This window comes from Deltaproteobacteria bacterium, assembly GCA_018668695.1.
Lineage (GTDB): Bacteria > Myxococcota > XYA12-FULL-58-9 > XYA12-FULL-58-9 > JABJBS01 > JABJBS01.
The window spans coordinates 1-13414 of the sequence record JABJBS010000273.1 but is presented as its reverse complement, the minus strand read 5'-3'; the positions used below and the strand labels follow the sequence as shown (position 1 = coordinate 13414).

At 50.5% G+C, this 13414-nt stretch carries 8 protein-coding genes; 5 read left to right on the top strand and 3 right to left on the bottom strand.

Going from position 1 to position 13414, the window contains the following annotated elements:
* Nucleotides 1–496: XdhC family protein (locus HOK28_14590; GenBank protein MBT6434323.1), on the top strand; the 496-nt coding region annotated here is incomplete at its 5' end.
* Here HOK28_14590 and HOK28_14585 read toward each other — a convergent pair.
* Nucleotides 493–1704: a hypothetical protein gene (locus HOK28_14585; protein MBT6434322.1), complete on the bottom strand. Its 1212-nt coding sequence runs from the start codon at nt 1702–1704 to the stop codon at nt 493–495. The two genes, HOK28_14590 and HOK28_14585, sit on opposite strands and share 4 nt — an antisense overlap.
* A gap of 235 nt (nt 1705–1939) precedes the next feature.
* On the opposite strand from HOK28_14585, the gene HOK28_14580 reads away from it, so the two are divergent.
* The 3 genes from HOK28_14580 to HOK28_14570 all read left to right on the top strand — a co-directional run bounded on the left by HOK28_14580 (nt 1940) and on the right by HOK28_14570 (nt 6952).
* Complete coding sequence (locus HOK28_14580) at nt 1940–3205, top strand: hypothetical protein (GenBank protein MBT6434321.1); 1266 nt, start codon at nt 1940–1942, stop codon at nt 3203–3205.
* Between the two features lie 165 nt (nt 3206–3370).
* Nucleotides 3371–4894 (top strand): DUF4215 domain-containing protein, encoded by a 1524-nt coding sequence (locus tag HOK28_14575; GenBank protein MBT6434320.1) that lies wholly within the window; start codon nt 3371–3373, stop codon nt 4892–4894.
* Nucleotides 4895–4915: 21 nt separating this feature from the next.
* The gene (locus tag HOK28_14570) at nt 4916–6952 is read left to right on the top strand and encodes a M13 family metallopeptidase (GenBank protein MBT6434319.1); all 2037 of its coding nucleotides are present in this window, start codon (nt 4916–4918) and stop codon (nt 6950–6952) included.
* 24 nt (nt 6953–6976) lie between these two features.
* On the opposite strand, the gene HOK28_14565 is transcribed toward HOK28_14570, so the two are convergent.
* Both HOK28_14565 and HOK28_14560 read right to left on the bottom strand, forming a co-directional pair.
* On the bottom strand, nt 6977–7213 hold the full coding sequence (locus HOK28_14565; protein MBT6434318.1) for a hypothetical protein: 237 nt from the start codon (nt 7211–7213) through the stop codon (nt 6977–6979).
* Nucleotides 7214–7255: 42 nt separating this feature from the next.
* A complete protein-coding gene (locus HOK28_14560) occupies nt 7256–8362 on the bottom strand; it encodes a hypothetical protein (GenBank protein ID MBT6434317.1) in 1107 nt (368 codons plus the stop codon).
* A 344-nt stretch (nt 8363–8706) separates the two neighbouring features.
* On the opposite strand from HOK28_14560, the gene HOK28_14555 reads away from it, so the two are divergent.
* On the top strand, nt 8707–13414 hold a 4708-nt coding region (locus HOK28_14555; GenBank protein MBT6434316.1), incomplete at its 3' end, for an ATP-grasp domain-containing protein.

The window sequence follows — 13414 nt, the reverse complement described above, 5'->3', positions numbered from 1 at the left end:
GCTGGTTGTGTTTGGGTGTGGTCATGTTGGCCAAGCCATCCTCGAACAAGCATGTCATCTGGATTTTCAGATTACCGCGGTGGACGATTTAGACGAGAACGTCGAGGCAGTGAATAAACTTGGCCTGACTGAAGTTGTTGATACGTATGACCTCGGCCGGGCCGGGGAGCTGCCTTATGGCCCGGATACGTTTGTGGTTATTGCAACCCGTGAACACGCGTTAGACCAAAAGCTTCTCGAACTCGTCTTAGAGCGGGGCAATCGTTATGTTGGGGTCATAGGCTCTAAAAGAAAAGCCCACATGCAACGGCAACGGCTGCTTGCCAAAGGTTATGAAGAGTCTCTGGTTGATAGAGTGGTCTGCCCGATGGGATTAGATATTGGTGCTCAGACGCCTGCCGAGATTGCTCTGTCTGTAGTTGCGCAGCTGGTAGAAGTTATTCGCAAGCCAGCTATGCTTGAGACATCTGCTGAGGATAATTCCCAGATTGCTTAATCGGCCATACAGGCCGGAAGCCCATCAGGTAAACAAGCCGGTTGTAAACTCTTCGACAAATACCATCCTGAAAATTGAGGATTCGCCCCTTGTTCGGTTGGGTTCCAGGTTGCATCGCTGACCTCAAGGGTGGTGTCGGTAATTCTAAAGACTGTGAAATGACCTCGGCCATCAAAGTTGTAAGATTCGTAATAGGGTGAGCCCACGTTAAGAGCGTCGTACCCCTCCCACTCGTAGCGATAGGTCGCATGGGTATGTCCGTGGAGTAAGAGCACGATGTTGTAGGGACGAATGACCTCCAAAAAGTCGTCTTTGTGAGCATCGGTCCACCAGCGTTCTTCATATCCAAATTGGTCAAAGCCATAGTGCTGCATAATGATAACGGGGCGATTGGAGTCGCCTACGTGAAGTCTTAAATCATCGCGAAGAAAACTCAGTGACATACGCGGGTCGCGGGTAACGGAGGTTTCGTCTATTTGAGAGGGTTCATCACCGGCAAAGAGGTTGGCGTTGACGAAGTGAACGTTACCCCAGTCCCATGAGTAATGGCCGCCGTTGCCTGTCGCAGTGTTTAATAGTCCTACCCGGTTGGCATTGCGTGCTACTACCCGTTCAACGCTGGGAGTAGGGTTCTCATCGTAGTAATAGCGCCAGTTAAACTCGTCGTCCGGCATATCGGGATCAAAGTCGTGGTTTCCGTAGCCTTCATATACCGGCATGTTAAGAACCCCCTCGGTTCCGGTAAGCCCATAATCGGTCTCGAATTCTCCGATCTCATTTCGTCCCGGCCCCAATGCTTCGTCGCGTCCGTCTTTACCATTTTGGGTGAGATCGCCCGCGATCAGCAAACCGAGTGGCTGCGCAACCGGTGTACCTGCGGATGGAAGCTCATCGCGCCAGAGGGTTCCTGCAAATTGGTTTAGAGCGGCCAAGTGAAAAGAATTCTTGTTGTCTGCACCGCCACCGTACTGTGGGTCGCCCATGGCAAAAAACGTAATGTCCGTTGAGCATTGGTGCCAGCTGGGATCTCCGATGACAGCGGTGTGGGTGGTGACCCCGTCCGCGCAGGTGTCATGCGTGCAGGGATCTTGATCGTCGCTCGGTGTACAGCTTTGAACTTCGGGCTCTGCCGGACTCCCAGAGCAGGCCGAGAGTATAAATAGAAGAAGAGTGACACAGCGCGTTGCAATTGATTGGATTGATCTCATGATTCAGGTTCTCACCGCAGATTCCGCATTGAAAGCAGATAATTATAGCTTTGGCGGAAAATGTTACGCGAAATGAAAATTCAAAGTGGATTGTGATCAAAGCCCGGTTGAAATCTTTTTTTAACAATATTGAAATTAAAATTCCTAAAACTGTGGTTGCCGGCATCTAACCGGCACAAAGCATTCGGCTCTTGCCCTGAGCCTACGTCTTTGCCCCTAAACCTGGAGATAAACGATGAAGTTGATACGCACCCGGAGCGGCATGGCTGCTCAGTTTGCTATTGTTGCGTGCATGGCCCTAGCTTCAACTGGTTGTGGTTCGAGCGCTGAAAAAGAAGATGCGACGACTCAGCAAGGCGATTCGGGAGACACTCAGACTGATTCTTCAAACGGCGACTCGGCAGAGTCGAACAACCAGACGGATGGAAATACCGATGGCGGCGGCACCGATAATACGGGGTCTGAAAACCAAGGAACTGGCGACGGAACGTGTGACCGCGATGGCTTTCGCGCCGTTTCACAAGAGGCTGGCGGCGACGGCCAAGGATTGATGATGTATATGGCGAAAACTGCCGATACATCGCCATTCGATATGCTTCAAATTCAGCTTTACCAAGCAGCTCCATACAATGGTGCCTCATCTCCCGGTGAATACAGCGTAAACGGTACGAACTATGCGGATTGCGGCAATTGTATCTTAGCATTCTCAGGCTGCTCAGATCCGATGCAGCCTTGTGAGAAAACTTATTTCGCAGACCTCGGTAACTTGAACATCAGCGCCATCGGCGAAGCTGGTTCGTTGATGACAGGTACCATCAGCGCAACATTTCGCGAAGTGACCATCGATGGCCAGTCGTATCAGTCGACGCCGGTCCAAGGCGGCGAGACATGGTGCATCAATGATTATGCCTTCAGTGCAAGCATTGGAAATGGCGTCCCAGGCCAGCCAGCAGCTCCAGAGGCAACTGTACCGGAATCGACAGATTCAGGATGTGTGGCTTCAGGCAACGGCAATGGTCTAACTGCCAATGTTGGTGATTTCACGTTAACGAATGCAAATGGTGTTGATGTTAATTTACATTCTCTTGGCTGTGGGCAAACTCAAAATAAAGCACTTTGGGTAGTTGCAACTGCTGGATGGTGCGGAGCTTGTCCCGCTAAGGTCGAAGAAGTTCGTGAGCGTTTCAATCAAGATGGGGCCAGTGGCCTTGATATGATGATTGTTGTTGGCGAAGACGAAAATGGTCAGCCGATCACGGCTGAGACATGCGCTGCCTACGCCGAGCATTATTCTCCTGCTCTACCAAAGGACAAGGTCTTTTGTGACCCACAGTGGCAAACTACTTTCTCCAAGATTTTTCATTACCCAGGTGGTGATGGAAGTTATTACCTACCTTGGGAAGCGGTATTGCGGACATCGAACATGGAATACATCTACAACAATCAGCGTGAAGGCGGCGGCGACGGAAGCTCCAACATCACGACTCTTCTAGCTGAGTAACAAACCGGGCAAGCGGTGATGCCAGGGTTGCAATGGTGCAGTCTTGAAATCTCCGTTTTAAAGCCTCCGCATCAGCGGGGGCTTTTTTTAAGTAACTTCAGTGCTCCAAGTGTGCGGTGCCGTTCACGCCTTGCAAACCTCTCAATTGCAGGTAATGTCTATGGTATGAACGTAACTACCGCTTCTCGAGTACCCAGTTTAGCCACCTTGGCTATCTGTATTGGATTCATCGTTTTATCTGCATGTGCGAGTGAGCCGGGAGACACCGATGAGACAACGTGCTCCAGTACCTCCGATTGCTCTGCTGGCTGGTTGTGTGAAAACTCCACCTGTGTGCCGGCGTGTTTTGATGACACAGACTGTAAAGAGAATCAGCTTTGCAACAACTCGGTGTGTGTGGATTCGATTTGTGGTGATGGAGTGATCGAAGCCAATGAAGATTGTGACAATGGCGAGGCGAACTCCAACAGCGCGGCATGCACTGCAGACTGCAAAATTGGTGCTTGTGGTGATGGCTTATTACTCGCCGGTGAAGAAGTTTGTGATGACGGTAACCTCGATGACGCAGATGGCTGCGATAGCAATTGCACAGAAACCGCGTGTGGAAATGGTGTACTGACGGCAGGTGAAGAGTGCGATGATGGAAACAGCATTGACTACGATGGCTGTGATGCCGACTGCACCTTCACGGAGTGCCCGCCAAGTGTACCTGAAGGTACCGTCTGCGGTGACGATGGTGTGTTTTGTAACGGCCAAGAAGTTTGCACTGAAGGCTTTTGTGTTTCGAATGGAAACCCTTGTGTTGAAGACGACCTCGCTTGCACACCACTTTTGTGCGACGAAGAGAACTCCGTTTGTAACCCATTGGATCAGGGCTTTTGCCTGATTGATGAAGCTTGCGTTACCGATATGGCTCGCAACAGTGAAAACGGTTGTGAGTATTGTGATACGAATCTTGCCGTTGATGCTTGGCAGTCTTTCGGTGAAAGTCTCACGCTCGACAATCCCTCTTATTGGGCCGACGAAGGTTCCGCTCTGGGTGATAGCTGCGGAGCGGGGAGCTGTACGGCAGGCTCAGTTATTTGCAACCCAGATGCCTTGGATAGCCTCGTTTGTGATACCGCTTCTTTGGCTTCAACAGAGGTATGCAATCTCTTAGACGACGATTGTGATGGGGCATATGACGAGGGCTTCTGGGTCGATTCAAGCAACGTTGGTGACGCTGGTGTTGAGGAAGATTTTCCGGATGGAGCGGATTCAACGACGCCTGCCTATCGAACCTACCCTGAACTCTCAAACGGTGTCATTTCTGGACGCATTCTACCTGCCGGTGACGTCGACATCATTCGCATCGACGCTACCGAAGCCTTGAGCGATATTATTCCCGATGCACCTTTTAGAGTGGAACTAACGCTCTCGTCAGCATCTGGCCCGAGTGGGGATAACTGGTATTGGCTTTGTGCATGCTGGTCCCATAACGACCCAACATGCTTATATGCCATGGACCGGGACCAAGACTGTTGGCTTGCTACAGGTACACAGCCGGCTGAAACGGGTCAGATTTTACGTTCGAACAGCTCTACTGTGTTGGACGAGACCACTTTGTGGATTCGCATCGAGCCCGATCTACCGGATCTGGATTATAGCTGCGATAACTACAATCTTCTGTGGACGATTTTTGAACAATAAAATTTTGTGGAGAGTAATATCATGAGTCGCTTTTTTGTCATGGCGCTATTCGTGTGTCTTGTGGGGTGTGCAACGTCGGGTGTCTCTGATGTGCCGGGAGAGACCACTGGCAATTTAAGCTCCGGTTTGGTGCTTGAGAATTTTGACAAATCTGTTCGGCCTCAAGATGATCTGTATCGTTTTGCGAACGGGCTGTGGTTGGATGCCTTTGAGATTCCCGCAGATAAGAGTTCCTTCGGGGCCTTTACACATCTCTACGACGAGTCACAGGACAACTTAAAAGCTATCATCAGCGATGCCTCGGAAGGCAAACTTAGTGGAGACTCGGCGAAGAAGGTCGGCGATGCGTATGCCGCCTTCATGAATGAGCCCGCCATTGAAGCCACCGGGTTATCAGCGCTTCATAAAGAGCTGAATGCAATCGCAGGATTGAAGACTCACCAAGATATTGGAAAGCATTTTCTTTATCTGCAAGAACTCGGTGTGAAGACTCCTTTTGGTGGCTGGGTTGACCAGGACCATAAAAATACCACGTCTTATATTCTCTACCTGACCCAGTCGGGACTCGGACTTCCAGACCGTGATTACTACTTTAAAGAGGAAGAAAAGTTTCAAAAAATCCGAGCAGGATATGAAGCTTATCTTGTAAAGATTTTCACTCTACTAGGCCGAAGCGATGCTGGTGCTCAAGCGGCATCTGTGGTGGCAATCGAAAAGCGCCTTGCGAGTAAACATTGGACACGTGTGCAAAACCGGGATCGGAATAAAACATACAACAAGCTGAGCATTGATGAACTGGCCAGCATATTGCCTGACGTTCCGTTTAAGGCTTGGAATGATAGCGTCGACGGTGCTTTAGGACATGTTGTGATTCGGCAGCCAGACTATTTTGAGAGCTTGGCTCAATTGATGACGGCTACGGATGTGAGAGGGTGGAAGGCTTATTGCGAGGCTCATTTAGTCACTTCATTGGCCAATAGAATGCCGAGTGCGTTTGTTGAGGCTCACTTTGGGTTTTACGGTAAAGTACTGCGAGGGATCAAAGAGAACCGACCACGTTGGAAGCGTGGTGTGAGCGAAGTAGAATCCATGCTCGGTGAGGTACTTGGGCAAGTTTATGTTGAGCGCCATTTCAAGCCGGAAGCGAAGGCGAGAATGGAGAGCTTGGTTGGTAACCTAACCAAGTCGTTTGAGAAGGGTATTGATGAGCTTGCTTGGATGACGCCGCCGACTAAGGTTCATGCTCAAGCGAAGTTGAAGAAATTTGTCAGTAAGATTGGCTACCCAACACGCTGGCGCGACTATTCGTCGCTGGTGATCAAAAACAATGACCCGGTGGGGAATTTTATACGAACTCGACTTTTTCAGCATCACCGGGAAATGGCAAAGCTTGGTAAGCCTATAGACCGTGAAGAGTGGTTTATGAATCCACAAACGGTGAACGCTTATTATAACCCTTCGATGAACGAAATCGTTTTTCCAGCGGCTATTCTGCAACCTCCCTTTTTCAATCTACAAGCCGATGATGCTGTGAACTATGGCGGGATTGGTGCGGTGATTGGTCACGAATTCAGCCATGGATTCGACGATCAGGGCCGAAAATCAGATGGTGATGGCATGCTGCGAGATTGGTGGACCGAAGAAGACGCCAAAGAGTTCAAGCGGCGAGCAGACTTAATGATTGCCCAGTACGCGAATTTTAGCCCAATCGAGGGTACTCACGTAAATGGTGAGCTTACTCTGGGAGAAAATATTGGTGATCTCGGCGGGTTAACCATTGCCTATAAGGCCTATAAACTTTCTTTGAACGGTAAGGTTTCACCCGTGATTGATGGCTTCACGGGAGAGCAGCGCTTCTTTTTGGGTTGGGCTCAGTCTTGGGCTTGCAAGTACCGCGAAGCGGCTTTGCGTCAGCGCTTGATGACAGACCCGCACTCGCCAGCAATTTATCGTGTACTGGGTGTGGTTGCCAATATGCCTGAGTTTTATGAAGCTTTTGGTGTGAAGCCCGGTGATGGGCTTTACCAAGATGAAGAGAAGCGAGTGAAGATTTGGTAAGCCAGCCGTGCGCGCTTCGTTTTCTTAGTCGTTTTTTCTGATTTGAAATCGACCGTCTTTCGGAAAAAGGTCTACCTTGCACGAAAGGCTTCCGTCTCGATTGGTCCAAGCCACGCCGATCCTGTCCCAAGCAGCCTTGGCACCTTCCCCGCGTTCTCGAACCCAGTAAATTGTGTGGGTTGGCTTCAGGGGATTAGGGCCGTTCATGTGCGCCATGGCGCGTCTCTTGTAATCTTCTTTGAGGTCTTCTTCGTCGTTCATCGGGCGTCTCTTTGGTGACAGGGTGGAAGGTTCTTAAAAAAGTTAGTTTGCTGCATCGCTCTCGTCGGTGCTTGGCTCAGCAGGTGGCATGGGCTGCAACGTAACGGATGTGGCTTCAATATCCAAAAGAACACTCATGGCATCTTCATTTGGAATATTGGGGTCAACGTCTATATCACCACGCACTGCATAGCTAAGGGTTGCACAAAGAGGCAAAGCCCGTGTGCATAACTCTTCGTTCTCGGTAGCGGCACAATTGGCGGTGGTGAAAGAGTCAGGCTGACAATCATAGACGCCCGGCTCTGTCTCAGACCAGACATCTTGAGATGACTCGATGCCAGCACATCCACAAAGGTTCTCAAAGGCACGGTTCACACTTTCATAAAACTCAGCGATAGAAACCCAGCCGCTGAGTGAGGCACGGTAGGTGATTCCCTCATTTGATAACGTTATGGTGTCGGCCATGAGCTGGCTTTCGTGGATATTGATATTGGTTAAGACGTTACCGGCCGGGATATCCAGAACCAGGTTACCGTTGTTGCCCAGAAGGTTGCCATCGATCAGGCTGGCGGATTCGTAAGCGCCACTTGGAGCTGACGCACCGTTTTCGAAGTTCTCGGGTAAAATGTGAACACTGGCGTTGCCGGAGGTGATTGTTTCCCAGTCCATACCATCGGCCCATACGCCGTTAAGGTGAGTCAGAAGAAATGCTTGGGATTCTGTGGTGGAGGCAATACCTTGATGATCAACGAGGCTCACAATACCACCGTTACGTAGATACTCATCAAAATAACCGTCGACTGAGATCTCGGCTTGGGTGGCAAGAAACCGCAGCAACTCGCCGAATTTGTTGTCATCTGATGAGGAGGCAAGCTCTAAGCTTGTAAGCAGTGTTAAGTGATTGCTGGTGTACTGGTCGGCACTCGCTGGCCACGTTGCATCGGTGGTCGGAGCGGGGTCGGCTGGATCTGTAGGCGAGCTGCTGTTGTTACCATCGCCAGCACTGCTGTCCGTACAAATACCATACTCACAAGTTTGTCCCTCAAGGCAGGGGTTCTCTTCCGAGCAAGGATCAGGATCAATGCGCTGAGCCTCATCTGAGCAAGCAACGAGTGAAGTGATGAGAGCGATAGTGGCCCATGTTCTCATTGGAGTTCTCCCATGTCCGATGTTTGTAACAATCGTGTCATAACAGTGTTTAAAGAGTGGGACAAAGCAGACGGTAAGACCAATTTACTAGACGGTTGCGCATCTCGCTAACTACCTGCTGCGTAATACTTTTCGCATGTCCCAGAGTGAGAAGAATAATAAAAAAATGTACTTTTGTTGCAGTGCGGTATTTCACGTTTTCCTAATTCTTTCGCATTTTGCATCACTTGTGGGTTTTTGAAATTTGAGGCGTGGTTCAGTGAATGAACGATTTAGTTATTGTGGCGTTGTAGAGATCAAAGGTTCCTACTATGTCAGGGACGCAAACAGACTTGAGGATAGCTATGACTGAGCAAAACTTTTCACGCATTGTCATCTTAAACCGTGGTGAAGCCGCAATTCGTTTTATGCGAGCTGCGAGTACCTGGTCCAAAACATACGATCAGCCTCTCGAGACGGTAGCACTGTATACCGCCCCGGAAAGTTCGGCGCTTTTCGTGCGTCAGGCGGCCCATGCTGTGGCGCTTGGCGACGCGATGGTAAAGCATCCCGCGGGTGGCATGAGATCGGCTTATCTAGACATCGATCGAATGATTGCACTGATCAAAGAAAACGGCGCGACGGCGGTCTGGCCCGGTTGGGGTTTCTTGGCCGAGAGTGCTGAGTTTGCTGAAGCGTGTGAAAACAACGGCATCAAGTTCGTGGGTCCTTCCGCAAAGTCGATTCGCCTCCTTGGTGATAAAGTAGAAGCGAAAGCCTTGGCCGAGCGGCATGGGGTTCCAGTGACCGGCTGGTCCAACGGTGTTGTGCGTGATGTCGCGCATGCGAAAGAGCTGGCTAAAAAGATTGGCTACCCGCTCTTGATTAAAGCGAGCGCAGGCGGTGGTGGCCGAGGTATTCGAATCGTTCATGAAGATGCTGGCCTTGCAGAGGCTTTTGAGTCGGCTTCCAACGAGGCTGCCTCAGCTTTTGGTAACGCAGACTGTCTGATGGAGCAGTTGGTACCCGAGGCGCGCCATGTTGAAGTTCAGGTCATTGCAGACCAGCATGGAACTGTTTGGGCGATGGGAACGCGGGATTGCTCTGTGCAGCGCCGCCACCAAAAGCTTATAGAAGAGGCTCCAGCACCTGGTTTGAGTCCAGAGCTTGAGGCAAGTATTTGTAACGCGGCTGTAGCGGTAGCAAAGGCCTCTGAATACGAAGGAGCGGGAACAGCAGAGTTTCTCTTGGTTCCTTCGACCGGGGAATTCTATTTCTTGGAAATGAATACCCGTCTTCAGGTTGAGCACACGATTACCGAGGAAATTTATGGGGTCGATTTAGCGGTCCAGCAAATCCTTGTGGCACAAGGCGAGAAGTTACCTTCGGATAAGCCGCCTTTACCTCGCGGAACAGCCATTGAGCTGCGGCTCAACGCAGAGAACCCAGATGACCACTTTACACCTTCAGCCGGCGGTATCGTTCGTTTTGAATCTCCGCAGGGACCAGGTATTCGAGTGGATTCAGGTTTCGCCGCGGGTGATGTTGTTCCCACAGAATTCGATTCAAACATTGCAAAGGTCATCGCATGGGGCGCTAATCGCCGTGAAGCTTGGGCTCGTCTGCAGACAGTATTAAGAGATACTGTGGTTGCGATTGAAGGTGGTCCGACCAACCGTGCGCTCTTGATGGAATTGATTTGCAGTCCAGCGCTTCGAGCGGGGCCAGTTACAACTAAATGGCTTGATGGATATTTAGAAGAGCGCCCAGCGATGTCTGAGCGGTCGCGACTCGATATTGCATTGGGTGCGGCATCCATTGGAGACCACTTAAGAAGTCGCCGCGGCTCAGTTCTTAACTTTTTGAGCGAAGCACAACGTGGGCTTCCAAGAAGAGTGTCTGGCCCTGGAGCGACTCGGCTTAAGTACATGGTGGATGGACGTCCACTGGCAGTAACTGTTGCGACCTTGGGACCGAGTCATTACCGGGTTACTTGCGGTGAGCAAATCATTGAACTTTACGCGCGCAATACCGGTGACCGAACCATGGTGCTCGAAGAGAGCTCTGGCGAACGGCATACGGTTATAAGAATAGGTACACCGAGTGCAGTACATGTTGATGTTGACGGTGTTGCTTGCTCTTTCACCCGGACGTCAGGCGGCGAAGTGCTCGCACCGATTCCTGCTGCAGTAACCCGTGTTCATGTTGAAGTGGGAGACAAGGTAAAAGTTGGTGACCGTCTCGTAACTCTAGAAGTTATGAAGATGGAGTCGGCCGTACTCTCAACTCAAAGTGGTATCGTTCAAGAAGTAAATGTTGGGCCTGCTATGCACGTGGCTGCCGGCGATTTAATGCTCAATATTGAAGCAGAAGCGGATGATGACGAGGATGAAATCGAGCCGTTGCTACCTCTTACTGGAGAGCAAACTGTTCTTAGTAGCTTGGATCTTCTGCGCAACACTCTCTTGGGTTACGACCTCGATGAGTTTGAAGTTGATACAGCGGTAACTGCTCTGGAAAAAGGCGAGCTTGAGGTTACCCGGGAACAACTAACTGAACTGATCGAAGTGGTTCTCTTACAAGAATCTCTCTTTTTGCGAGGTGCCTTTGATGATGCTCGAAATGAGTCAGGCGACGCCTCACAGGATCAGCTGATTGGTTTTATTCGTCACCCAATTGGTGATGAAGACCAGCTCTCAGAAATATTCCAAGAGCGACTTGTCGACTTTCTGGCGATGCATGATGTGACCGGACTTCGTCGTTCTTTCCAGACTGAGGCGGCACTCTTACGACTTTTCCAAAGTCATTACGTTCCAGGGCGTTTTCACCGTCTGTTCTTTGCTGTTTTTGATGCAATGAGCCGAGCAAAAGTTGAAGACGATTCAACACAAGAGCGTATGCGTTGCCGAAACCTTTTCGAGCGATTTGCACACTTTACCGTGTCGACGAATCGCCGTCTTGCTCAAGCAGTTTGGCAAGCAATCTACGTTCTCTTTGATGGGCCACGCCTGCAAAAAGACTTAGCCGCAGAGGACCATGAGGCAGCAGGTTTGTTGTCACGCTTGGTTGATCCAAATGAAGATGAGAAATCGCTCGCAGAAGCAAGACGCCTCTTGGTTGAAATGCCATTGGCGCCGCTCTTGGGACTTGTTGCTGGGGTGTCCCAGCGGCCACACAATCATCGCTTAACTCTTTTGGGCGGACTGCTAGAGCATGTGCACCAAGTTGCGGCAACCAAGTTAACGGAGCAAACGGTTGACGAGGTTGCTAGCTATTCATTTGTTCGCGACGACCAGTCTGCATTTGCGGGCGCACTGATTTACGAACCGTCGCACTTGCAAGTTGGTGCGACCATTGCTGGGCAGATGAGCGAGATGGATCTGTTCTTGGCGTTTGAGCCACCTGAGGGTCAATTACGCGAAGTCTTTGAAAATATTGAGGGACCGAAACGTGTCACGTGTCTTTGGGGTAACTCAGAGTCTGGTCTAACCGCGCGAACCTTTCTGCGTCAGGGCGATAAGCTGATCGAGAAAGAGCTTTACCGTGACCTGCACCCAAATCGAGATATCGTTCACGAACTCGACCGCTGGGAGAAATTCGACCTTACAAGAATTCCCGCACCGGCTGGCATCATTCTAATGAATGCAAAGGCGCGCGACGGATCGGGTGATGAGCGCTTGGTTGCCGTTGGAGAAATAGAGCGGTTCGATCCGCAGCCGGGCATCAACGATCCGAGTACACTTTATCTTCCATCATTTGAACGTGTTTACTTGAACGCGATTTATGGAATCAGCCAGGCCTTAACTCTATCGGGTTATGGACCGTTTAGAGATAAGAAGAGTAACCGCAACCGAATGGTTTGGAATCGAATCTCTCTGATTTTCAAACCCGTTGTGACTTTGACCCAAGACGATATGGCATCCATCGCCAAGCGCTTGAGTCCGTGGGCACCTGGGCTTGGCCTAGAAAAAGTTGTCGTCATGGCAAACTTCGTGAAGGAAGGTCAACCTGAAGAAGAAGCACGCTTTATGGCTGTTGAATGGTCCGATCCAACGAGCCGCGGTTCAATGCTTAGTATTGTGAAGCCATGGCAGCGGCCACACAGAGTACTTTCTTCATACGAGCAGCGTGTTGTGGAAGCGCGCCGCGCCAATAAATTCTTTCCTTATGAGCTGGTGCGTACCCTTACGTCAGATGAGACGGGTGCGGGCTTTGGTAAGGGTACTTTTGAAGAGCTGGATTTAAGTGAGGATGGTCAGCGTTTGATCTCCGTGAAGGAACGGCCTTGGGGCGAGAACCAAGCGAACCTGGTTGTGGGTAAGATCAACAACATCCATGCAAGATTCCCGGCAGGTCTCGAGCGTATCTTAATCATCGGTGACCCAACTCGAAGTATGGGAGCGCTGGCTGAACCAGAATGTGCTCGAGTTATCGCGGCGATTGATATGGCCGAAGCTGAAGAGATTCCAGTTGAATGGGTACCTATTTCTTCTGGTGCCAAAATTGCATTTGATTCAGGGACGGAAAACCTCGATTGGACGGCGAGAGTTCTTAAGCGCATTATTCAGTTCACACAAAAAGGTGGTGTGATGAACATCATCGTGGATGGTGTTTGTGTTGGGGCTCAGTCTTATTGGAACGCCGAAGCAACGATGCTTAACCACTGCCGTGGGGCGCTGATCATGACTGGGCAAGGTTGCATGCTGCTAACAGGTAAGAGAGCGCTTGAGTTCTCTGGGTCTGTAGCGGCTCCAACCAACAACGGGATTGGTGGCTTGGAAGATATTATGGGACCGAATGGGGAAGCGCAGTACGCTGCTGCTGACCTCAAAGAGGCTTACGATATTCTATTTAGGCACTACGACTTCACGTATGTTCCACGAGGCAGCAGGTATGTGCCTTTGGTTAATACCGAAGATCCATTGCACAGAGCGTTGAACGCTACACCTTATCTTGGAGAAGAAAGTTTTGACCAAGTAGGGGATATCTTTTCTAGCAGCCGCAACCCGGGCCGCAAGCAGCCGTTTTCGATTCGAGAAGTTATGGGTGCGGTGCTTGACCGTGATGTTGAGC

Coding starts and splice junctions, on each gene's coding strand:
- HOK28_14570 (MBT6434319.1), top strand. CDS start 4,916: ATGAGTCGCTTTTTTGTCATGGCGCTATTCGTGTGTCTTGTGGGGTGT.
- HOK28_14575 (MBT6434320.1), top strand. CDS start 3,371: ATGAACGTAACTACCGCTTCTCGAGTACCCAGTTTAGCCACCTTGGCT.
- HOK28_14585 (MBT6434322.1), bottom strand. CDS start 1,704: ATGAGATCAATCCAATCAATTGCAACGCGCTGTGTCACTCTTCTTCTA.
- HOK28_14560 (MBT6434317.1), bottom strand. CDS start 8,362: ATGAGAACATGGGCCACTATCGCTCTCATCACTTCACTCGTTGCTTGC.
- HOK28_14565 (MBT6434318.1), bottom strand. CDS start 7,213: ATGAACGACGAAGAAGACCTCAAAGAAGATTACAAGAGACGCGCCATG.
- HOK28_14580 (MBT6434321.1), top strand. CDS start 1,940: ATGAAGTTGATACGCACCCGGAGCGGCATGGCTGCTCAGTTTGCTATT.